Below are 19,925 nucleotides of genomic sequence, written 5' to 3'. Positions count from 1 at the left end.
CAGCGGCTGATGTTCAGCGCGCGGCGCACGGGAAAAGGCGGGGCGTGGCTTCGCGGCGCGACTCCACGTGCGGTCAGCGGAACCACATGCCGGGCGGCGGGTCAAGCGTGGCTGAGGATCGCAACGTCTCTCAGCCCTACCGTGTCATCCCGGTTTGCGGAGCAAGACCGGGATCCATTCGCGCGTGGCGAGCGGCTCTGGGCGTGGCGTGCGCCTCACCCGGAGCCATCTGGTGTTCATGGGCCCCGGTCTTCGCCTGCGGCGAAACCGGGATGACACCTGTGGCCTAGATAGGATCAGCGTTGGCCGAATTGAAGGGTCACGGCCAGGACGGCGATCACCGCGGCCAGGAACGGCAGTTCGTTGGTGGCCCGCCAGAACTTCGCCGACTTCGGGCGCTGGCCGGCCAGGAACTTCTTGTAGGAGCCGGCCAGGAAGCCGTGCCAGCCGGAGATGAACAGCACGGCGGCCAGCTTCACGATCATCCACGGCTGCAGCAGGAAGCCCCAGCCCTCGCCCACCGCATAGACGTGATAGAGGATCAGGCCGACGCCCAGCGCCCAGACGATGATCATCGCCGGATTGATGATGATCTTCAGGAGCTTGCGCTCCCAGACCAGGAAGTGCTTGTCGAACTCGCTGCCCGGAGGCGCGGTCTCGGTATGGTAGGCGTAGAGCCGCGGCAGGTACATCATGCCGGACATCCAGGCGATCACCGCGATGATGTGCAGGCCGCGCAGCAGGTCGAAGTGGTTCATCGGCTCCCCCTAGCCCATCTTACAGGCGCATTTGCCATGCGCCGCCGGACAACGCCATGTCCCGAACGGCGCCGGCGCGGCGCCGCGACCCAGCGCCTCCAGCGTCGCGGCCGCCAGGGCATCGATCAATGCGCCGTCGACCGTCGGGGTCGGGGCGCGCAGATAGGGCGCGCAGCCCAGGGTGCGGGCCAGTTCGGCGTATTCGTGGTCGAGTTCGACCAGCGTCTCGACATGCTCGGACACGAAGGCAATCGGGCTGACCAGCACGCCCTTGCCGTCGGCGGCGGCCTGGCGGATCGCCTCGTCGGTCGAGGGGCCGATCCATTTCAGGCGGCCGACCCGGCTCTGGTAGCAGACGCTCCAGTCGGGAAGTTCGGGCAGCAGCTCGGCGACGGCCCGGGCGGTGGCCTCGACCTGGGCCTGGTAGGGGTCGCCGGCCTTGATCACCTTTTCCGGCAGGCCGTGGGCAGAGAACAGCAGCCGCACGCCTTCCGGCCGGCCGGCCTTCAGCCAGGTCTGGCTGATCGCGCTGGCGTGCGCTTCCACCAGCCCCTGGGCGGTCGGATAGCAGCACACCGCGTGGCTGGTCCCCGGACCGCGATAGGCGCGGGCCCAGTCCTTCAGCGACGAGGCCGACGTCGTGGTCGAGAACTGCGGATAGAGCGGCAGCAGCACCACCTCGTCGGGCGCGAAGGCGGCAACCTCGCGCGCGGTCTGGTCGGCGAACGGCTTCCAATAGCGCATCGAGATGAAGACGCGGGTCTCCAGCTCCGGCCGGGCGGCGGCAAGCGCGGCCTGCAGGGCCTCGGCCTGGCGCTTCGTCTCCGGCAGCAGCGGCGAGGCCCCGCCCATGATCGCATAGTTGGCCTTGGCGGTGTCCTCTCGGCCCGCAGCGATCATCCGGGCCAGCGGCAGGCGGACGATCCCCGGCAGGCTGATGATCGCCGGATCGCTGAACAGATTGGTGAGGAACGGCTTGACCGCGTCCGGCCCGTCCGGTCCTCCGAGGTTGAAGAGGACGACGGCTAGCTTCGTCACCGCATCCATCTCCGTTCGCCCCTCAGCCAGCTCACTTGCCGGTCACCCTACGGATCGTGCGCTCGATATGCTCGATCGGCGTGTCGGGCATCACCCCGTGGCCGAGGTTGAAGATATAGGGGCCGCCGTTCCACTGCTCGATCAGGGCGTCGACGCGGGCGTCCAGCGCCGGGCCGCCGGCGCGCAGCAGCAGGTTGTCGAGCGCCCCCTGGATGGTCTTGCCGCCGGCCTGGATCTGGCGGCCGAGCGCGGCGGTGGCCTGGGTGTCGAGGGCGACGGCCTGGACCGGGACCTTGGCCGCATAGTTGGCGACCTGGGCGCCGGCCCCGCGCGGGAAGCCGATGAACGGAACCTCGATCCCGGCGGCGCGGACCTTCTCGATGATCGCCGTGTGCGGGCGAATGACGATGCGCTCGAACATGTCCTCGGACAGGCTCTCGGCCCAGCTCTCGAACAGCTTCAGCACCTGCGCGCCGGCCTTGGCCTGCATGACCAGGTAGCGGGCGGTGGACTCCACCAGCACGTCCAGCAGGGCGTCGAGCTTCTCGGGGTTGCGATAGGCGTAGGCGCGGGCGGCCTCGCGTTGCGAACCGCGGCCTTCGATCATGTAGGTGGCGACGGTCCACGGCGCGCCGGCGAAACCGATCAGGGCGCGTTCGGGCTCGAGCTCGGCGCGGACCCGGCTCAGGGTCTCGCCGATCTCCGACAGCCGGCCGGTGGAGGCTTCGATCTGGTCGGCCAGCGCCTCGATCGGCGGCAGCTCGCCGAGCCGCGGCCCCTCGCCGGCCTCGAACCAGACGTCCTGGCCCAGCGCCCGCGGGATCAGCAGGATGTCGGCGAACACGATGGCCGCATCCAGCGGGAAGCGGCGCATCGGCTGGAGCGTCGCCTCGGCGGCCATCTCCGGATTGTGGCAGAAGGCGATGAAATCGCCGGCCCGGGCCCGCAGCTCGCGGTACTCCGGCAGCGAGCGACCAGCCTGGCGCATGAACCAGACCGGCGGCCGATCGAGGGTTTCGCCTGCAAGCGCCCGCAGGAGGCGCGGTGTTTCATGTCCCGACATGCGGCTCGTTAAACCGGCTTCGGACGAAAGGCTCAAGCCCGCCTGCCCTTCTTCTTCTTTTCTAAATTTTAGAAATAGGAAGTGGAGTTAGAGGTTGGCCCTTGGAGAAGTGGGGACAACTTCCCCCGGCCATACCGCGCCAACCCCTTTTCAACAAGGCGATCGGGCGTTTTCCAACATGGTTAAGCCATACCTGTGAGTTGCGGGGAAAACCGCTAAACCCCAATTGCCGTTTACCTTTCGTTAAAGGGTTAACAGGGAGTTAACGATGACGAACGGGAGTCGTTAGACCGCTCTCGGAAGCAGGCCCTGTTCATCATTTTTTAACCAACGGAGCCGTGGACGAGCCGGGCGCAAACTGCGGCTGTTTTCCCGTCCGTTCACAACCGGGGCGCCGGCGCGGCGACTCTTCCCCAAAACGGTCCGGCTTCGTTAAGAAGGTTTCGACTCTTTCATCCCCAGCTTTGCGATCCGCACCCTGCAGATTCCCCTTTACGCGCCGGCAAAGGCTCCATGACCCGCTTTGCGACCTACTTCCACGTCCACCTCGTCTCGGACTCCACCGGCGAGACGCTGAACGCGATGGCGCGGGCGGTGTGCGCCCGGTTCGAGAACGTGCTGCCGATCGAGCACATCTACGCGCTGGTCCGCTCGCCCCGGCAGCTGGAGCGGGCGTTGACCGATATCGAGGAAGCGCCCGGGGTGGTGATCCACACCATCGTCGACGACCAGCTGCGCACGGCGCTGGAAGAAGGCGTGCGGCGGCTGGACATGCCGTGCATCGCCGCGCTCGATCCGCTGGTCTCCTCGCTGCAGCGCTATCTGGGCGCCTCGATCAGCCGGCGGGTGGGCGTGCAGCACGCGCTGGACAACGACTATTTCAACCGCATGGACGCGCTGAACTACGCGATCGGCCATGACGACGGCCAGGGCGGACAGGACCTGGAGCAGGCCGACGTGGTGCTGGTCGGCGTCTCGCGGACCTCCAAGACCCCGACCTGCATCTATCTGGCCCATCGCGGGGTGCGGGCGGCGAACGTGCCGCTGGTGCCGACCCGGCCGCCGCCGGAAAAGCTGTTCGACCTGAAGAACACCCTGGTGGTGGGGCTGACCATCTCGCCCGACCGGCTGATCCAGATCCGCCGCAATCGGCTGCTGAGCCTGAAGGAAGATCGCGAGAGCAGCTACATCGACATCGAGGCGGTGCGCGAGGAGACGGTGAAGGCGCGGCGGCTCTACGAACGCCAGGGCTGGCCGGTGATCGACGTCACCCGGCGCAGCGTCGAGGAAACGGCCGCGGCGGTGCTGAACCTGCTGCACGGCGGCCATGGCCAGGTCGAGGTGCTGGGCTGATGGGCGAACAGATCATCCTGGCCTCAAAGAGCGCGGCGCGGCGCGCGGTGCTGACCGGGGCCGGCGTGCCGTTCGAGGTGGCGGTGGCCGGCGTCGACGAAGACGCGGTCAAGACCGCGATGCTGGCGCAAGGCGCGACCCCGCGCGACGTCGCCGACGCCCTGGCCGAGATCAAGGCGGTGAAGATCTCCGCCGGCCGGCCCGGCTTCGTGATCGGCTCGGACCAGACCCTGGAGTTCGAGGGCCAGCTCTACGACAAGGCCGAGACGTTGGAGGCGGCCGCCGAACGGCTGAAGACGATGCGCGGCAAGCCCCACAAGCTGCATTCGGCGGTAGTGGTGGCCAAGGACGGGGCGCCGATCTGGCGCGAGATCGTTTCGGCGACCCTGACCATGCGCGATTTCTCCGACAACTTCCTCGACGCCTATCTGGCGCTGGAGGGCGAGGAGATGCTGGGCTCGGTCGGCTGCTACCGGCTGGAAGGCCCTGGCGCGCAGCTATTCTCGAAGATCGAGGGCGACTATTTCGCCATCCTCGGCCTGCCGCTGATGGGCCTCCTGGACCTCTTCCGCCGACATGGGGTGCTGCGCGCATGAGCTTGTCCGGGGCGAGCCGGGTCGCCGGCGTGGTCGGGCGGCCGATCGTCCATTCGATGAGCCCGATCCTGCACAACGCCTGGCTGGCGGCGGCGGGGATCGACGGGGTCTATGTGCCGTTCTCCACCCAGCCGGGCCGGTTCACGGCCTTCGCCGAGGCCCTGCGCGGCGGCAGCGTCGCGGGGCTGAACGTCACCCTGCCGTTCAAGGGCGAGGCGCTGGCCCTGGCCGACGAGGCCAGCTTCCGGGCCAGGAGCGCGGAGGCCGCCAACGTCCTGGTGTTCCGCGAGGACGGCACGATCTTCGCCGACAACACCGACGGGCTGGGGATGCTGGGCGCGTTCGCAGAGCAGGCGCCGGGCTTTGATCCCAAGGCCGGGCCGGTGGCGATCCTCGGCGCCGGCGGCGCGGCGCGCGGCGCGGCCGCGGCGTTCGTCGAGGCCGGCTGCCCGCAGGTCCGCATCGTCAACCGCACCTTGCTGAAGGCGCAGGAGATCGCCCAGCCGCTGGGCGCGCAGGCCTATCCGCTGACCGAGGCCGCCGCGGCGTTCGAGGGCGTGATCGCGGTGGTAAACGCGACCTCGGCCGGGCTGTCTGGCTCGGCCGGGCTCGAGGTTCCGCTGGAGGCGACGCCGGCGACCGCGGTGGTGATGGACATGGTCTACAAGCCGCTGAAGACCCCGTTCCTGCTGCAGGCCGAAGCGCTGGGACGACGGACGGTCGACGGCTTGGCCATGCTGATCGGCCAGGCGGTCCCGAGTTTCGAGTATTTCTACGGCGAGCCGCCGCCGAAGACCGTCGACGTGCGGAGCCTGGCGATCCAGGCGTTGGGACTGTGAAACCCATTGGGTGTCATCCCGGCCGCAGCGAAGCGGAGGGTCGGGATCCATTGTCGCCGCTTCGGGACAGCCTGCGCGACATCGGCCGACATCTGGTGTTCATGGGTCCCGGTCTTCGACCTTCGGCCGAAACCGGGATGACACTTATGAGTGCGAGGATTGCATGCTCATCATCGGCCTGACCGGCTCCATCGGCATGGGCAAGTCGACGACCGCCAAGATGTTCCGCGAGGCGGGCATCCCGGTCTATGACGCCGACGCGGCGGTGGCCGATCTCTATGAGACGGGCGGCGCTGCGGTGCAGCCGTTGGAGGCGGCGTTTCCGGGCGTGACCAAGGACGGCGCGGTCGACCGTGAAGCCCTGCGCCAGCGGGTGCTGGGGAACGACGAGGCGATGGCCAAGCTCAACGCCATCGTCCATCCGCTGGTCGGCGCCGACCGGATCCACTTCTTCAAGGCGGCGGAAGACGCCAAGGCCGACATGGTCGTGCTGGACATCCCGCTGCTCTACGAGACCGGCGGCCACGCCAACATGGACGCGGTGGTGGTGGTGTCCGCTCCCGAAGCGCAACAGCGCGAACGGGTGCTGGCCCGGCCGGGCATGACCGTCGAACGCCTCGACGCCATCCTTTCGCGCCAGATGCACGACGCCGAGAAGCGGGCCCGCGCCCATTTCGTGGTCGACACCGGCCGCGGCCTGGAGCCGGCCCGCGAACAGGTCGCCAAGATCATCGCCACCATGCGCGATCCACAGCGCAGACCTGCTCGCGACAAGGCGCCGGGTTGAAGCTCGGCTCGAAGCAGCCGAAGTAGTTTCCATGGCGCGTGAGATCGTTCTCGACACCGAAACCACCGGCTTCGAGCCGCATCTGGGCCACAAGCTGGTCGAACTCGCCTGCCTCGAGATCGAGGACTACCTGCCGACCGGGCGCAGCTTCCACGTCTATATCGACCCCGAGCGCGACATGCCTCCCGAGGCCGAGAAGGTCCACGGGCTGTCGGCGAACTTCCTCCGCGGCAAGCCGAAGTTCCGCGACAAGGAGATCCACCAGGACTTCCTCGACTTCGTCGGCGACGCCCCGATCATCGCCCACAACGCCACCTTCGACCGGACGTTCGTGAACTACGAGCTGGAGGGCCTCGGCCTCGCCGGCCTTCCCGAAGAGCGCTGGATCGACACCCTGGCCCTGGCGCGCAAGCGTTTCCCGGGGATGCACAACTCGCTCGACGCGCTCTGCAAGCGCTTCAAGATCTCGCTTTCGGAGCGGGAAAAGCACGGGGCGCTCATCGACGCCCGGCTGCTGGCGGCGGTCTATCTTGAGCTGAAGGGCGGCCGCGCCCTGACCCTGGAACTGACCACCCGCGAAATGGCGGCCCACGCCGTCGCCGTAGCCAAGGCTACGGTCTATGGCGCCCGGCCCCGCCCCCTGCCCTTCCGCTCGACCGACGCCGAGCGCGAGCTACATGCCAAGTTCATGCGCGAAGTGGTCAAGAACGAGGAACTCTGGGGCAAGTTCGGGCTCTAAGGCCAGCGCCTCAGATCCACCGTTCGTCGGCGGTGAAGTCGACGGTCAGCCAGTAGCCGGGATTGAGCCCGCCCATCGCCAGGGCGATCTCGCGGCGGATGGTGTCGAGCTGCTCGAAGCTCATGGTCGTCTGGCCGGACGGGGCGACGAAGCCGATCTCGATGAATTGCTGGCGGCCCGAGCGCACGACGTGGGAGCTGTAGCCGGAAAAGCCATAGCGGGCGGCGACCTCGGCGGCGAGTTCGCGCACCTGCTGGTCGAGCGCAGTCGGCGCGATCATCAGGATGTCCTGACTGGCACGCCAGAGGGTCAAGGCCGGGAACGGGGCCAGGCAGACCGCGACGATCACCAGGATCATCGGGTCGACATAGGGGGCCATCCACTCGGCCCCGCTGCCGGTCAGCGCGCGGCCGATCAGGAAGCTGAGGCACAGGGCGGCGCTGAGCACCCCGCCCATCAGCCAGGAGCGGGAGTCGACGTCGAGCATCTGGGAATTCAGGTGGCGGGCCGAGCTGCGCACATAGGCGAACATGCCGAAGCTGAGCACGCTGCTGGCCCCCGCATAGACCGCGCCGAGGCCGAACTGCACATTTCGGCCGCCGGCCAGCAGCCCGTTCAGCCCGTCGAGGAAGGCGTAGGCGCAGGCGAAGCTGAGCACCAGGCCGTTGAGCAGGGCCAGCATCGGCTCAAGATGCCAGTAGCCGTACTGAAAGCGGCGGTCGTCGCCGCGCGCGATCAGCCGCACGGTCAGCAGGGCGATGGCTGTCATCGCCGCGTCGATCAGGTCGTAAAACCCGTCGAAGGTCACCGACTTGGAGCCGAGCCAGAGCCCGAACCCGATGCTGGCCACCGCGAAGACGATGGTCGTCGCCATCGAGGTCGCGAGCAGCCGTTCCTCCCTGGCCGACGGGTGCGGCGTGGTCGATTGCGGCGTCATGCGGCGGGCGCACCTGTTGGCTCAATCGCCGCCAGGAGAGCTCATCGGCGACCGTCCGTCGAGGGCCAAGCGCTTGTCGCCGACCATTGTCATGCCGTAGCTTGACGCCATGCCCGCCGTGACGCGCCCCGTCCAGATCGTAGCCATCCCCGCCCCGGGGATGCAGGACCGCGCTCGGCCATAGCCTTTCGCGCCACCGATCCCCGCAATCTGCGGATGGATCGGCGCGCTCTCCATCCGCATTCCGATGGAGACCCGACATGCTGACCCCTCTAACCCCGAACACCTATGACTGGTGGTACGACGACGCCCGCCAGATAGGCCTCGATTTCGAGGACGAGCGGGAAGTCGCCACCTATGACGCACGCCAGGGCGGCTCGGCCGACCGCGACCGGGCGCTGCTGAGCGACCTCGGCCTGAAACCGCACATGACCATGGCCGACATCGGCTGCGGCACCGGCATCCTGGCCCGCGAAGCGGCGCGGATGTGCCGTTCGGTGGTGGCGATCGACGTTTCGGCCGCGATGCTGGCGGCGGCGCAGGCGCGGGCCGAGGGGTTGCCCAACCTCAACTTCCAGCGGGCCGGCTTCCTGTCGTTCGAGGCGCCCGATCCGGGCTTCGACCTGGTCACCGCCAAGAACGCCCTGCACCACCTGCCCGACTTCTGGAAGGCCATGGCCTTGGCGCGGATCTATGCGGCGCTGAAGCCTGGCGGCCGGCTCTATCTGCGCGACGTGATGTTCACTGAAGCGCCGGGCGACCTGGCGCAGGCGGCCGAGGGCTGGATCGTCTGGCTGAGCGAGAACACCGGCTATTCGCGCGCCGAGGGCGCCTGTCATATCCGCGAGGAATATTCGACCTTCGCCTGGGCGATCGCGCGGATGCTGACCGACTGCGGATTCGAGATCGTCGAGCACGTGCAGGAGGGGGTCTATGGCAGCTTCGTCGCCGAGCGGCCGAGCTGAGCCAGGCTCAGGGCTGGGTCTCGCGCTTGCGGGGCTCGGCCGTCCGGGCCCGCGTGTTGCGGACCGCGTCGTCGAAGACGGCGGCGACGGCGTCGTTGGGCGCCGAACCGGGAGGCCCCTGGCGCGGCGGGGGGGCGGCCCTGAGCTTGAGAGCGTCGAGCGCATGGTCGCCCTCGCGCCCGAACAGGTTGCGGACCCGCAGGTCGAGTTGCGGCGAGGTGTTCTTGATCCCGGCCGCCAACAACGCTTCGTGGATCGCCCAGGTATAGGCCGCGTGCATCGAGGACGGGTGGCGCGAGGATTCCGCACTCGGCCAGACGATCAGCTCGAAATCGAGGCCGTCGCCGCTGAAGCTGGTCAGCCAGACCTGGGTCCGGCGGTGGGCGAGGTCGGTCTGGGTGAAGGGCAGCGCCTCGGCGGCGGCCAGCACCACGTCGCGGACCAGCGCCTTGTCGGACTCCTCAGCGACGGAGAAAGGCACGTGGATGCGGCGGGATTCCTCGTTGTAGGTCCAGTTCACCACTTGGCTCTGCATCAGCTTGGAGTTGGGGATCACGACATCGACGTCGTCGTTGGTGCGCAGCCGGGTGGCCCGCGCCCCGATCTCGACCACCTCGCCGCGCAGGCCGCTTTCCAGTTCGATGAAGTCGCCGATCTGGAGGGCCGGGTCGAAGATCAGCACCAGGCCGGCGACGAACTCCTTGACCACGCCCTGCAGGCCGAGGCCGAGGCCGACGCCAGTGGCTCCGGCGAAGACCGTGAATGAGCTGAGGTCGAGGCCGAGCGTGGCCAGGCCCGCCAGCACCCCGACCACCAGCATGGCGTAGCCGACGACCTGTTCGAAGATGTAGATCAGCGGCGAGGCGGCCTTGGAGCGTCGGCGCACCCGGTCCAGAAAAGCGCGCATCAGCCGCACGAGCCCGTAGACGGCGACGACGATGGCGACGGCCGCCAACGCCCGCCCGCCGAACTGCAGCCAGACCCCGGAGTTCAACCAGTCGCTGACCGCCGCAAATGTGGTGTTCATCGTCCCGCTCCCGCATCGAGGAAGCCCCGATCAAGGCGCAGAAGCCGCCGGCTGAACATTCGGCGAAACCCTGGCCCCGGCGGTCGAGCTTGCGCCGGCCCTGATCGGCGCTTAGCTAGGGCGCTTCCTCGAACCGGGACGGGACCCATGATCGAGTCCGCAAGCAGGTAGGCCGCAACAACACCCCTTCGTTGTTGCGGCGGTCGACACCCCAGCTCCCAAGGCAGGCCGCCGCCAGATCTTCCGATTTGAGTGGATGCAAAGTCATGCCTGGTTCCAAAGCCAGACCCTGGGACTATTCCCTGCCCGCCGCGCTGGCCCTGCTGGCGCCGTTCGACATCCTGGCCTCGCTGGCCATGGACATCTATCTGCCGGTCGTCCCCGACATGCCCGGCGAGCTTTCGACGACCCCCGCCGTCGTCCAACTGACGCTCAGTCTCTACATGGCCTTGCTCGGCCTGGGGCAGCTGGCGTTCGGGCCGCTGTCCGACCGTATTGGCCGGCGCCCGGTGCTGCTTGGCGGGGCGGCGCTGTTCGCCGCGGCGAGCCTGGCGCTCGGGCTGACCGGAAGCGGGCCCGCCTTCGTCGGCTGGCGCGTCCTGCAGGCGGCGGGCGCCTCGGCGGCCCTGGTCGCGATCTTCGCCATCGTGCGCGACGTCTATGCCGAGCGGGCTGAGGCCGCGAGCATCTACGGCCTGCTCGGCGCGATCTTGTCCTTCGTGCCGGCGCTGGGGCCGATCGCCGGAGCGCTGATCGCCAAAGGGCTCGGGTGGCGGGCGATCTTCGTCGTGCTGGCCGCGCTGATGGTCGTCGCGGGCCTTCGCGCCGCCCGCGGCCTGCCGGAGACCCGGCCGGTCGCCGCCGGGCGCGTCCGATCCCCGTTCGTCGCCGTCCTGCGCAGCGGCGATTTCTGGACCTATACGCTGGGCTTCAGCGCCGCGATGGGGACGTTCTTCGTGTTCTTCTCGACCGCGCCGCGGATCCTGATCGGTCAGGCGGGCCTGTCGCAGCTCGCCTTCAGCCTGGCCTTCTCGACCGCGGCGCTGGTGATGATCCTGGCCTCGCGGCTCGTCGGGCGGGCGGCGGCGCGCTGGGGGACGGCGGGGAGCCTGGCGCGGGGCATGGGCCTGCTGCTGATCGGCGCGGTGCTGCTGGCGGCGGGCCAGATCTGGGGCGCGCCGTCGTTCTGGACGCTACTGCCGCCGATGTGGGTGATGGCCGTCGGGATGGTGCTGGCGGTCGCGGTCTGCGCCAACGGCGCGCTGGCGGCGTTCGGCGGGGCGGCCGGGACCGCGGTGGCGCTTTACTTCAGCGTCGAGAGCGTGATCGTCGGCGTGCTGGGCTCGGCGGCGGTCGTCTGGCTGGGCGGGGACAGCGCCTGGCCGCTGGCCGGCTTCGCGGCCGGCATGGCTCTGCTGGTGCTGGGAGCGCTGGCCGTCAGGCGACTGGCGGGCTAGCCGAAGCGAGGGGGATGACCTGGGCCGTCCCCCTCAAGGTCGTCAGGCGTTGCCGATGGTCTCGCCGCCCATGGCCTGGGCCTTGCGCGCGGCGTAGACGCCGGCGAAGTCGATCGGGTCGAGCATGAAGGGCGGGAAGCCGCCGTCCGAGGTCACCGAGGCGATGATCTGGCGGGCGAACGGGAACATGAAGCGCGGGCACTCGACCAGCAGCACCGGCTCGAGGTCTTCCTGGCTGACGCCGGCGATCTGGAACACGCCGCCATAGAGCAGCTCGACGTGGAACACCGGGCCGTCTTCGCGCTCGGCGCGGGCCGACAGCTTCAGGTCGACTTCGAACAGGCCGTCTTCGCGGCCGCGGGCGTTCATTTCGACGCCCATTTCGATCTGCGGCTGGACCGCGTTCTGGGCGCGCAGCGTCTCGGGCGCGCGCGGGTTCTCGAACGACAGGTCACGGATGAACTGGGCGAGGATGCGGATGCCGGGCTCGGGGGCGCCCGCACCATTGGTCTCGGGGCCGGCGGCGTCGGTATCGGTCATAGTCGGGAAAATCCGGTTGGTGGACGCGCATTCACGTCCTGTTGTGGCCTGGGCTGCTATCATGCGCCCTATGCCATGGCAACGTCGCCCCTGACGTAGGCGTTACGCTGTCCTATATTGAAGATTACGTTCGTTCCGTGAGCCTGAAGAATTGCAAGTCCTCGAACTGATCATTTTCGCCGGCCTGGCCGGAGTCGTGCTGTACCAGCTCTATGCGGTGCTGGGCCGGCGCGTCGGCCGTCAGCCTGAGGACACCCCCACCGCGGACTCCGTGGCGGCCGGCGCGCGCCAGGCCCCGGCGATGGACCAGATCGACGACGGCGTCGACCTGACCGGCCTGCCGGCGATCAAGCATCGCGACCCGTCGTTCGACCTCTCGCGCTTCCTGGGCGGGGCCAAGGGCGCCTATGAGATGGTCGTGCGCGCCTTCGCCGCCGGCGACCGCGAGACCCTGCGCAACCTGCTGGCCCCGAACGTGCTGACCAGTTTCGAAGGCGCGATCGAGGAACGCGAGACCCAGGGCCGCAGCGAGTCCGTCGAATTCCTGCATCCGCCGCGCGCCGACATGGAGCGCGCCGACCTGCACGGCGACATGGCGCGGATCACCGTCCGCTTCCTGGCCGAGTTCCGCAGCCGCACCAAGGGCCCGGAAGGCGAGGCGGTGGACGACAAGCGCACCGCCGAGCTGTGGACCTTCGAGCGCAGCCTGAAGAGCCGCGATCCCAACTGGCTGCTGGTCAACGTCGCCGCCGCCGAAGCCTAAGCGCGGCGAAAACCGAACGGCGGCAAGGGTTTGTTAACCCTTACGCCGTTTTCCCGCCCCTAACGCAGGACTATGAAGGGGAGCCGGCGCGCGGCGCGCGCCGGGCGTTCGTTTCTTTTGAGTTCGAGCGGGGCGGCGGACCGATCGCCGCGATTTCGACGACAGCGCTGGGGGCCACCTTGAACATCCGATCTGCGAGCCGCCTGGTTCCGGCCCTGCTGCTGACCCTGCTGGTCGCGGCCTGCGCCACGCCGAAGCCCCCCGCCCCCGCCCCCGGTCCCGGCCCGCAGCCGCCGCGCCCGACCCCGACCCAGCCGCCGCAGCCGACGCCTCCGCCTGCGCAGCCGGAAAGCTTCGCCGAGGTGCCCGGCTGGGCGCAGGACGATCATGGCGCCGGCTACGAGGCGTTCCGCACCACCTGCGGCGTGGCCCGCGACCCGGCGCTGGGCGAGGTCTGCCGCCGCGCGCGAGCGATCGGCGCGCTGGACGGTCCGCGGGCCCGCGCATTCCTGGAGGAGAACTTCCGGCCCGAGCTGCTGGTCGGCGAAGGGGTGCTGACCGCCTATTTCTCGCCGGAGTACGAGGCGCGCGAGCGCCAGAGCGCCGAGTTTTCGGCCCCGGTGCGGCCTAAGCCCGAGGACCTGGTCGGCACCGGCGTCGGCGGCAAGCCGGCTCAGCAGCGCGGCGGCGGTCCCTATCCCGACCGCGCCGAGATCGAGAAGGCCAGCGCCGGGCCCGCGCTGGCCTGGATGCGGCCCGAGGACCTGTTCTTCCTGCAGATCCAGGGGTCAGGGGTGCTGACCTTCGAGGACGGGCGGCGCGCCAAGGCGGTGTTCGCGGCCACCAACGGCAAGCCGTTCCAGGGCATCGCCAACCCGATGCGCGACCGCGGGCTGCTGGCCGCCAGCAACACCTCGGGCGAGGCGATCCGCAGCTGGCTGGCCGACAACCGCGGCCCGCGCGCCGACGAGATCATGCGGCTCAACCCGCGCTACGTGTTCTTCACCCTGGCCCCCGACGACGGCCGCCAGCCGGTGGGCGCGGCGGGCATCCCGCTGCCGCCCGGGCGCTCGATCGCCGTCGACACCGGGCTGAACGCCCTGGGCGGGCTCTATTTCATCGAGGGCGTGGCCCCGACCCTGTCGGGGGCCTTCCCGGCCTATCGCCGCACGGTGATGGCGTTGGACGCCGGCGGGGCGATCAAGGGCCCGGTGCGCGCCGACCTCTATCTGGGCGTCGGCGCCCAGGCCGGGACCGAGGCCGGCCGGGTGCGTCACACCCTGCGCATGCACCGCCTGGTCCCGAAGGTCGGCCCCTATCGATGAAACGGCCCATCCGCCCTGATGAGCAGAAGCTCTGGGCGATGGTGGCGGCCACCGTCCACCCGCATCCGGGCCGCAAGTCCGACGCGCCCCCGCCGCCGGCCGAGCCGGCGATCCCGGCGCTGAAGGCCAAGGGACGGGTGACCGACCCGGCCGCGCGGCTGCCGCTCGCCGAGCTGCTGCCGCCGCTGCAACCGCCGTTGCGCGGCGAGCCGGAGGGCATCGAGCCGCGCCGCAAGCACCGCATCGCCAAGGAGCGGGACCCGATCGGCGCGCGCATCGACCTGCACGGCATGGACCAGCAGCGCGCCAAGGCGGCGCTGGAGGCCTTCGTGCTGCGGGCCTGGGACGAGGGCTATCGCGCGGTGCTGGTGATCACCGGCAAGGGAACCCTGGGCGACGGCGTGCTGCGCCGGCGCGCGCCCGAATGGCTGGGCGGCATGGCCCTGCGCGGGGTGGTGGCGGGGATTTCCGAGGCCCACCGGCGGCACGGCGGCGAAGGGGCGCTCTATGTGGCGCTCAAGCGCAAGCCGAGGGGCTAACGGTCACAACTGCGTATGAGAGGCAAGGTCCCCCTGGAAATCGGCGGGGCGGCGCACGACATACCGCCGGACAAGTAAAAGGAAACGCTGCTTTGACTTCCCGACTTCCGAAGATCTTCGCCGTCAGCGGCCTGTCGCTGGCCATGGGGCTGGCGCTCGTGACCGAGGCGGACGCTCGCCGTGGGGGCAGCTTCGGCAGCCGCGGAGCGCGCACCTACCAGGCGCCGCCGCCCACCAAGACCTCGCCGACCCAGACCGCGCCGGTGCAGCGCTCGATGACCGAACGCCAGCCGGGCGCCCCGGCCACGGCGCCCGCCCGTCCGAACGCCGCCAACCCGGCCGCGGCGCCCAAGCCCGGCCTGTTCGGCAATCCGCTGGTTCGCGGGCTGATGCTCGGCGGCCTGATCGGGCTGCTGCTCGGCCACGGGTTCGGCGCCGGCATGGCCGGCATGCTGGGCGGCCTGTTGCAGATCGCGGCGATCGCCCTGGTGGCGATGCTGGCCTTCCGCTTCTTCGCCTCGCGCCGCAAGCCGGCCCAGGCCGCGGCGGCGAGCCACAACGCCGCCTTCCGCTCGCCGTTCGACATGCAGCAGCCGGCCCAGCCGGCCGCAGCCCCTCCGAGCTACGCCCCGGCCGAACTTGGCCAGGACTTCGCCGTGACCGGCGCCGACCGCGAGACCTTCGAGCGGCTGCTGCGTGAGATCCAGGAAGCCTTCGGCCGCGAGGATTACGCGGCGATCCGCGAGCGCACCACGCCCGAGATCATGGGCTACCTGGCCGAGGAGCTGGGCCAGAACGCCACGGCGGGCCGCCGCAACGAGGTCCGCGACGTAAAGATGCTGGAGGGCGACGTCGCCGAAGCCTGGCGCGAGGGTCCGGTCGACTACGCCACCGCCGCCCTGCGCTATACGAGCATCGACGTGATGGTCGACCGCCAGAGCGGCGCCGTGGTCGAGGGCGACGCCGATCGTCCGACCGAGACCACCGAGCTGTGGACCTTCGTGCGCCACCCGAACGAAGGCTGGAAGCTGTCGGCGATCCAGGAAGCGTAATGCGGATCTTGACGGCGCGCTTATGCGGCGCGCCGTCTTCCGCCATCGAACCCTGACGAGGTTCGGCGCCAGATTTGACGCAAGGCCGGCTCACCGCTGGCCGAGCGCGTCAAAGAGGCGACCATGTCCCAGGCGTTTCCGCGGCCGACCATCGGCCTTTCCCAACTGCTTACAGAGGCGGGTCTCGACGCCGCCAGCGCCATCCGGGTGACCGGACCCGGCGCCCTGCCCGCGCTGATCTGGCTGTGCCGGCGCGGCTACGAGAACGTCGGCTGCCTGCAGGCCGGCGCCCGCGCCCCGGCCGAGGAGACCGACGCGCTGCTGGCCGCCCACACCGCCAGCGGCGACTGGCTGGGCGCGTTGCTGGACAACGGCCCGCATGTGCGGCGCGGCGGCGTGGTCATCGTCCAGACCGCGCCCAGCGTCGGCGGCGGCGCGGCCGCCCGCATCTTCCACGGCCATGGCTTCGACCTCGTCCGCCGCCTGCCCGGCGCGCACCGCGACGTGCTGGTCGCGCGGCGATCCGGCCGCCAGCTCAGGGAGGCGGCCTGAGCCATGGATCTTTCCTATCGCGGTCTGCACGCCACGCCGGTCGCCCGGCCGATGCGGCGAGAGCGCCTGACCCTGGGCGTCGCCTGCTCGCTCAACTGGGGTCCGCTGCGGCGGCTGATCGGGACGTTCCGGGCCAAGGCGCCGCACATCGACCTGATCGTCGAGGACCTGGACGACCAGGACCTGACGGAACGCGTTCCGGGGCGCGGCGTCGATCTGGCCGTCGCGCTGCACGACGCCGGGAGCCGGGGTTGGCGCTCAGCGCCGCTGTGGTCCGAGCCGCTGATGGTGTTCATGGCCGAGGGCCATCCGCTGGCCGCGCAGAACGCCGTCCAGCCTGAGCAATTGCGGGAGACCCATCTGCTGATGGCCGGCGCCGGCTCCGGGGACCGGGCCCTGCAGCGTGCGATCATCCGAGCGCTGGGCGGGCCGCCGAACTTCCTTCACTACGCCGTGCAGCGCGACAACCTGCTGGACCTGGTGTCGCTGGGCTTCGGCGTGACCCTGGCCGGCGGTTCGGCGATGGGCGCCTTCTATCCCGGCGTCTGCGTCCGGCCGCTGGAGAGCGAGGCGGGGTGGCTGTCCTACTGCGGGTTCTGGGCGGCGGAGAACGAGCGCCCTGCCCTGCGCCGGTTCCTGGAGTTGCGCGATGCCTGACCGCGGAAATCTGGCCACTGCGCTGGGCGCGGTCGCCATGCTGGTGCTGTTGATCGGCGCCCTGGTCGTGGCGGCGAGCGCGGACCAGGCCGACCGGGCCGCGCCGCAAAGGCCGGCGGCGAGCGGGAGCGCTTGAGCGGCCAGGCCGTTATTAGGGACTGGAGGACCAGCCCATGGCCAAGCCTGTCGTCGTCACCATCCCCCATGAGCTCGGCAAGGACGAGGCGCGCAAGCGCATCGAGGAGGGCGTCGGCAAGCTGATCCACCAGTTCGGCGAGGGCGTGAAGCTGACCCGCACCTGGGAGGGCGACCGTCTCTCGTTCGCCGCCAAGGTCGTCGGCCAGGCGGTGGCCGGCCGGCTGGACGTGGCCGAGGATGCGGTGCGCATGGAGGTCGACCTGCCGCCGTTCTTCGCGATGATCGCCGACAAGGTGAAGGGCCGGCTTAAGAAGGAAGGCCAGCTTATGCTGGAGAAGAAGTAGACCCGAACGGCGCCATCAGCCGCGGCGAGCGGCGCACCAGTTCGACGACCAGCACCATGTAGAGCGCCAGCAGCACCTCGATGAGGGTCTCGTCCAGGCCGCCCGTCACCTCCGGATCGTCGGGCAGCATCGGCGCCTGGAAGAAGGCGATCATCAGGTTGGTCGCGACGTGGGCGCCGATGGCGAACTCCAGGCCGCCGAGCCGCAGGGCCGCCCAGGCGAAGGCCGCCCCGGCCAGGGCCCGCGCCGCCAGGGCGCCTGGATCGAATTCCAGGTGCGCCAGAGCGAAGGCTGCGGCGTTGACCGCGATCAGCACCCAGACATTGCGGGTGAAGGCGGCGGTCTGCTGCAGCAGGTAGCCGCGGAACACCGCCTCCTCCGCGGTGGCGGCGACCAGCAGGCCGGCGACCACGGCGAGGGCGTAGAACCCCTTCAACGCCAGGCTGGAGCTCGGGTCAAAGATCGGCATCTGGAACGAGCCGGGATTGAGCAGCAGGTCGCCGGTCATCAGCACCCCGACGCCGAGCACGGTCAGCGCCGCCCCGGCCAGCAGCAGCCGCCAGCGGAAGCACGGCGCGGCGGTCAGCCAGGTGACGACCGGGCGGCCGAACACGTAGCGGGCGGCGAGCAGCACCGCCAAGCCCATCGATCCGAGCCCGAGCCCGAGCTGCAGCACGTAGACCGCCGAGCGCTGCAGCCGCGGGCCGCCCGCGCCCTCGAACATCGCCCCGCCGGTGAGCGTCCCCAGCACGATGGCGAACAGCAGCGACAGCAGCAGCACGGCGGCCGGCGTCGCGGCGGCCATGGCCGCGACCCGCGGCCAGCGGCGGTCGCGCTCGGTGACAGCCTGCAGGAATGGGAACGGAGCGAGCACCGAAGGACTATGCCCTCCGCCGCGATTTTGCGCCATCGGCGCGAGGCCGCGGCGGCCATCCTCGCCAGGCTGTTTGTTGAGATAATTCGCCCATAGGGTGAATTTTGCCTTGACCGGAACCTTGCGAGACCGACGTTGTGTCAGCGATGCTTGGGCTGGGTGACCTAAATCTGCGCGAGAGGCTCGCGCCGGACGTCCCCACTTGGGTGACCGAGTGGGCCTGCGCGGTCGTATGCGCGGCGCTGTCCGGCCTGTTGCGGGCGCTGATCTCGCTGGTCGTCGTCGCCCCGCCCTATGTCTTCCTCTACCCGCTGGTGCTGCTGGCGACGCTGCTCGCCGGGTGGCGTTCGGGCGCCTACAGCTTGACGATGATCCTGCTGGGGGTCTGGTACTTGGTGTTGCACCCGGCCCAGTTCGGCCCGCTGACCCCGGGAGAGGGCGTGGCCCTGGTGCTCAACGCGTTGAGCGGCCTGGCGGTGATCGCCGTGGCCCAGGCGTTCCGGACCTCCTATCGGGTGGCCGAGGCCGAGCGCGCCGCCAAGCTGGAGGTCCGCGACCTGCTGCTGCGCGAACTGAACCATCGGGTGAAGAACAATTTCCAGATGGTCGAAAGCCTGCTCGACATGCAGCGCCGCCGGGCGGCGGCGGCCAGCACCGAGCAGGCCCTGGCCGACGCCCTGCGCCGGGTCCACTCGATGGCCCAGGCGCACGCCAACCTCTATTCGCCCGAGGAAGCCGGAGAGGCCATCGATCTCGGCGCCTATCTGGGCGACCTGTGCGAGAACCTGTCCGACAGCCTGCTGCTGACCGGCGACGTGCGGCTCGACAGCTGGCTGACCTCGTGTCGCTGCGATCGCGACCGAGCGGTGGCGGTGGGGCTGGTGGTCAACGAGCTGGTCACCAACGCGGCCAAGTACGCCTTCCCGGGCGGTCGCAGCGGGCGCATCCTGGTGTCGCTGAAGCAGATCGAGGTCGGCTGCGAGCTGACGGTCGCCGACAACGGCGTCGGCATGCCGCCCGAGTCGCAGATCGGCAGCCGCGGACTCGGCCGCAAGCTGGTCGAGGGCTTTGCGCGCCAGACCGGCGGAATCCTCACCCGCGGCGGCGGTCCCGGGGTCAGCCACACCCTGGTGTTGCCGCACTGACGCCAATGCAAGGTTTGCGATAGCCCTCGCCGCCGCTATTCGTTAACGGCGCGAGGGAGGACGTCGATGACGCTGAGCCGTGACTTGAACCCGATGCCGGCCGAGGTGCGCCAGGCGCTGGAGGCGCGGGCGCTGGTCGACGCCTACCAGGCGCGGCCGCCGTTCCAGCGCAACGACTACCTCGGCTGGATCGCCCGGGCTCGCAAGCCGGAGACCCGGCAGAAGCGACTGGCCCAGATGCTGGACGAACTGGAGGACGGCGACATCTACATGAAGATGCGCTGGACCCCCTGACGCGATGGGCGTCCCGCGGACAAGGCAGATCCTGGGCTCTGGACGACGCCTGTGAAGGGGGAGGGCTTTCTAGTTGCTCCGCCTCTGGGGAGCTGTCAGCCGAACGGCTGACTGTGGGGGATTGCTGAGTCCGCAGGCCCCCT

Annotated in this window: 24 protein-coding genes; 17 read left to right on the top strand and 7 right to left on the bottom strand. The window is 69.8% G+C overall.

Annotation, left to right across the window (positions count from 1 at the left end):
* Positions 1-296: 296 nt before the first annotated feature.
* Genes O4N75_RS00465 through hemE form a run of 3 tightly spaced genes read right to left on the bottom strand, consistent with a single transcriptional unit; the run spans position 297 to position 2,859 of the window.
* Positions 297-758, bottom strand: coding sequence for a CopD family protein (locus O4N75_RS00465; RefSeq protein ID WP_269627456.1), 462 nt, complete (start codon positions 756-758; stop codon positions 297-299).
* 9 nt (positions 759-767) lie between these two features.
* Complete coding sequence (gene hemH, locus O4N75_RS00460) at positions 768-1,796, bottom strand: ferrochelatase (RefSeq protein ID WP_269627455.1); 1,029 nt, start codon at positions 1,794-1,796, stop codon at positions 768-770.
* A gap of 31 nt (positions 1,797-1,827) precedes the next feature.
* Complete coding sequence (gene hemE / locus O4N75_RS00455; RefSeq protein WP_267230980.1) at positions 1,828-2,859, bottom strand: uroporphyrinogen decarboxylase; 1,032 nt, start codon at positions 2,857-2,859, stop codon at positions 1,828-1,830.
* Positions 2,860-3,372: 513 nt separating this feature from the next.
* Here hemE and O4N75_RS00450 point away from each other — a divergent pair.
* The 5 genes from O4N75_RS00450 (at position 3,373) to dnaQ (ending at position 7,173) form a co-directional block, all read left to right on the top strand.
* Entirely contained in the window at positions 3,373-4,212 is an 840-nt protein-coding gene (locus tag O4N75_RS00450) for a pyruvate, water dikinase regulatory protein (protein ID WP_267230979.1), read from the top strand.
* Positions 4,212-4,808 carry a nucleoside triphosphate pyrophosphatase gene (locus O4N75_RS00445; protein ID WP_269627454.1) on the top strand — a complete coding sequence of 199 codons (597 nt, stop codon included), beginning with the start codon at positions 4,212-4,214 and terminating at the stop codon, positions 4,806-4,808. Before O4N75_RS00450 ends, O4N75_RS00445 begins: the two co-directional genes overlap by 1 nt.
* Complete coding sequence (gene aroE / locus O4N75_RS00440; protein ID WP_269627453.1) at positions 4,805-5,647, top strand: shikimate dehydrogenase; 843 nt, start codon at positions 4,805-4,807, stop codon at positions 5,645-5,647. The genes O4N75_RS00445 and aroE overlap by 4 nt, the downstream gene beginning before the upstream one ends.
* A 163-nt stretch (positions 5,648-5,810) precedes the next feature.
* Entirely contained in the window at positions 5,811-6,434 is a 624-nt protein-coding gene (gene coaE, locus O4N75_RS00435) for a dephospho-CoA kinase (protein WP_269627452.1), read from the top strand.
* Between the two features lie 31 nt (positions 6,435-6,465).
* On the top strand, positions 6,466-7,173 hold the full coding sequence (gene dnaQ / locus O4N75_RS00430) for a DNA polymerase III subunit epsilon (RefSeq protein WP_269627451.1): 708 nt from the start codon (positions 6,466-6,468) through the stop codon (positions 7,171-7,173).
* A 10-nt stretch (positions 7,174-7,183) separates the two neighbouring features.
* Here dnaQ and O4N75_RS00425 read toward each other — a convergent pair whose 3' ends face one another.
* Positions 7,184-8,110, bottom strand: coding sequence for a cation transporter (locus O4N75_RS00425; RefSeq protein ID WP_269627450.1), 927 nt, complete (start codon positions 8,108-8,110; stop codon positions 7,184-7,186).
* A 260-nt stretch (positions 8,111-8,370) separates the two neighbouring features.
* Between O4N75_RS00425 and O4N75_RS00420 the strand changes: the two genes are divergently transcribed.
* Positions 8,371-9,075, top strand: coding sequence for a methyltransferase domain-containing protein (locus O4N75_RS00420; RefSeq protein ID WP_269627449.1), 705 nt, complete (start codon positions 8,371-8,373; stop codon positions 9,073-9,075).
* A gap of 7 nt (positions 9,076-9,082) precedes the next feature.
* Here O4N75_RS00420 and O4N75_RS00415 read toward each other — a convergent pair whose 3' ends face one another.
* Positions 9,083-10,102, bottom strand: a complete 1,020-nt coding sequence (locus O4N75_RS00415) for a mechanosensitive ion channel domain-containing protein (RefSeq protein ID WP_269627448.1) — start codon at positions 10,100-10,102, stop codon at positions 9,083-9,085.
* 266 nt (positions 10,103-10,368) lie between these two features.
* Here O4N75_RS00415 and cml point away from each other — a divergent pair, with 266 nt between their 5' ends.
* Complete coding sequence (cml, locus tag O4N75_RS00410; protein ID WP_269627447.1) at positions 10,369-11,559, top strand: CmlA/FloR family chloramphenicol efflux MFS transporter; 1,191 nt, start codon at positions 10,369-10,371, stop codon at positions 11,557-11,559.
* A gap of 42 nt (positions 11,560-11,601) precedes the next feature.
* On the opposite strand, the gene secB is transcribed toward cml, so the two are convergent.
* Positions 11,602-12,099 carry a protein-export chaperone SecB gene (gene secB, locus O4N75_RS00405; RefSeq protein WP_269627446.1) on the bottom strand — a complete coding sequence of 166 codons (498 nt, stop codon included), beginning with the start codon at positions 12,097-12,099 and terminating at the stop codon, positions 11,602-11,604.
* A gap of 151 nt (positions 12,100-12,250) precedes the next feature.
* Here secB and timA point away from each other — a divergent pair, with 151 nt between their 5' ends.
* The 8 genes from timA to O4N75_RS00365 all read left to right on the top strand — a co-directional run bounded on the left by timA (position 12,251) and on the right by O4N75_RS00365 (position 17,469).
* Entirely contained in the window at positions 12,251-12,862 is a 612-nt protein-coding gene (gene timA, locus O4N75_RS00400) for a TIM44-related membrane protein TimA (RefSeq protein ID WP_269627445.1), read from the top strand.
* 179 nt (positions 12,863-13,041) lie between these two features.
* Complete coding sequence (locus O4N75_RS00395; RefSeq protein ID WP_269627444.1) at positions 13,042-14,187, top strand: MltA domain-containing protein; 1,146 nt, start codon at positions 13,042-13,044, stop codon at positions 14,185-14,187.
* Entirely contained in the window at positions 14,184-14,726 is a 543-nt protein-coding gene (locus O4N75_RS00390) for a Smr/MutS family protein (protein WP_269627443.1), read from the top strand. Before O4N75_RS00395 ends, O4N75_RS00390 begins: the two co-directional genes overlap by 4 nt.
* A 92-nt stretch (positions 14,727-14,818) precedes the next feature.
* Positions 14,819-15,778, top strand: coding sequence for a TIM44-like domain-containing protein (locus O4N75_RS00385; protein ID WP_269627442.1), 960 nt, complete (start codon positions 14,819-14,821; stop codon positions 15,776-15,778).
* 123 nt (positions 15,779-15,901) lie between these two features.
* Positions 15,902-16,330: a hypothetical protein gene (locus O4N75_RS00380; protein WP_269627441.1), complete on the top strand. Its 429-nt coding sequence runs from the start codon at positions 15,902-15,904 to the stop codon at positions 16,328-16,330.
* A 3-nt stretch (positions 16,331-16,333) separates the two neighbouring features.
* The gene (locus O4N75_RS00375) at positions 16,334-16,987 is read left to right on the top strand and encodes a LysR family substrate-binding domain-containing protein (protein ID WP_269627440.1); all 654 of its coding nucleotides are present in this window, start codon (positions 16,334-16,336) and stop codon (positions 16,985-16,987) included.
* Positions 16,980-17,123 (top strand): hypothetical protein, encoded by a 144-nt coding sequence (locus O4N75_RS00370; RefSeq protein WP_269627439.1) that lies wholly within the window; start codon positions 16,980-16,982, stop codon positions 17,121-17,123. The genes O4N75_RS00375 and O4N75_RS00370 overlap by 8 nt, the downstream gene beginning before the upstream one ends.
* Positions 17,124-17,160: 37 nt before the next feature.
* Entirely contained in the window at positions 17,161-17,469 is a 309-nt protein-coding gene (locus O4N75_RS00365) for a polyhydroxyalkanoic acid system family protein (RefSeq protein ID WP_269627438.1), read from the top strand.
* On the opposite strand, the gene O4N75_RS00360 is transcribed toward O4N75_RS00365, so the two are convergent.
* Entirely contained in the window at positions 17,450-18,343 is an 894-nt protein-coding gene (locus O4N75_RS00360) for a CPBP family glutamic-type intramembrane protease (RefSeq protein WP_269627437.1), read from the bottom strand. The genes O4N75_RS00365 and O4N75_RS00360 overlap by 20 nt on opposite strands.
* A gap of 206 nt (positions 18,344-18,549) precedes the next feature.
* Between O4N75_RS00360 and O4N75_RS00355 the strand changes: the two genes are divergently transcribed.
* Together O4N75_RS00355 and O4N75_RS00350 are read left to right on the top strand one after the other, a co-directional pair.
* Positions 18,550-19,488: a sensor histidine kinase gene (locus O4N75_RS00355; protein ID WP_269627436.1), complete on the top strand. Its 939-nt coding sequence runs from the start codon at positions 18,550-18,552 to the stop codon at positions 19,486-19,488.
* Between the two features lie 66 nt (positions 19,489-19,554).
* Positions 19,555-19,782, top strand: a complete 228-nt coding sequence (locus O4N75_RS00350) for a YdeI/OmpD-associated family protein (RefSeq protein ID WP_269627435.1) — start codon at positions 19,555-19,557, stop codon at positions 19,780-19,782.
* The last annotated feature ends 143 nt before the right edge of the window (positions 19,783-19,925 follow it).

This window comes from Phenylobacterium sp. NIBR 498073, assembly GCF_027286305.1.
In the GTDB taxonomy this organism is placed as follows: Bacteria; Pseudomonadota; Alphaproteobacteria; order Caulobacterales; family Caulobacteraceae; genus Phenylobacterium.
Note: the sequence above shows the minus strand (reverse complement) of the source record. Positions and strands in the feature narration are given on the sequence as shown.

Coding starts and splice junctions, on each gene's coding strand:
- secB (WP_269627446.1), bottom strand. CDS start 12,099: ATGACCGATACCGACGCCGCCGGCCCCGAGACCAATGGTGCGGGCGCC.
- O4N75_RS00445 (WP_269627454.1), top strand. CDS start 4,212: ATGGGCGAACAGATCATCCTGGCCTCAAAGAGCGCGGCGCGGCGCGCG.
- O4N75_RS00420 (WP_269627449.1), top strand. CDS start 8,371: ATGCTGACCCCTCTAACCCCGAACACCTATGACTGGTGGTACGACGAC.
- O4N75_RS00425 (WP_269627450.1), bottom strand. CDS start 8,110: ATGACGCCGCAATCGACCACGCCGCACCCGTCGGCCAGGGAGGAACGG.
- coaE (WP_269627452.1), top strand. CDS start 5,811: ATGCTCATCATCGGCCTGACCGGCTCCATCGGCATGGGCAAGTCGACG.
- O4N75_RS00450 (WP_267230979.1), top strand. CDS start 3,373: ATGACCCGCTTTGCGACCTACTTCCACGTCCACCTCGTCTCGGACTCC.
- hemE (WP_267230980.1), bottom strand. CDS start 2,859: ATGTCGGGACATGAAACACCGCGCCTCCTGCGGGCGCTTGCAGGCGAA.
- aroE (WP_269627453.1), top strand. CDS start 4,805: ATGAGCTTGTCCGGGGCGAGCCGGGTCGCCGGCGTGGTCGGGCGGCCG.
- cml (WP_269627447.1), top strand. CDS start 10,369: ATGCCTGGTTCCAAAGCCAGACCCTGGGACTATTCCCTGCCCGCCGCG.
- dnaQ (WP_269627451.1), top strand. CDS start 6,466: ATGGCGCGTGAGATCGTTCTCGACACCGAAACCACCGGCTTCGAGCCG.
- O4N75_RS00370 (WP_269627439.1), top strand. CDS start 16,980: ATGCCTGACCGCGGAAATCTGGCCACTGCGCTGGGCGCGGTCGCCATG.
- O4N75_RS00365 (WP_269627438.1), top strand. CDS start 17,161: ATGGCCAAGCCTGTCGTCGTCACCATCCCCCATGAGCTCGGCAAGGAC.
- O4N75_RS00380 (WP_269627441.1), top strand. CDS start 15,902: ATGTCCCAGGCGTTTCCGCGGCCGACCATCGGCCTTTCCCAACTGCTT.
- O4N75_RS00465 (WP_269627456.1), bottom strand. CDS start 758: ATGAACCACTTCGACCTGCTGCGCGGCCTGCACATCATCGCGGTGATC.
- O4N75_RS00375 (WP_269627440.1), top strand. CDS start 16,334: ATGGATCTTTCCTATCGCGGTCTGCACGCCACGCCGGTCGCCCGGCCG.
- O4N75_RS00415 (WP_269627448.1), bottom strand. CDS start 10,102: ATGAACACCACATTTGCGGCGGTCAGCGACTGGTTGAACTCCGGGGTC.
- O4N75_RS00350 (WP_269627435.1), top strand. CDS start 19,555: ATGACGCTGAGCCGTGACTTGAACCCGATGCCGGCCGAGGTGCGCCAG.
- O4N75_RS00390 (WP_269627443.1), top strand. CDS start 14,184: ATGAAACGGCCCATCCGCCCTGATGAGCAGAAGCTCTGGGCGATGGTG.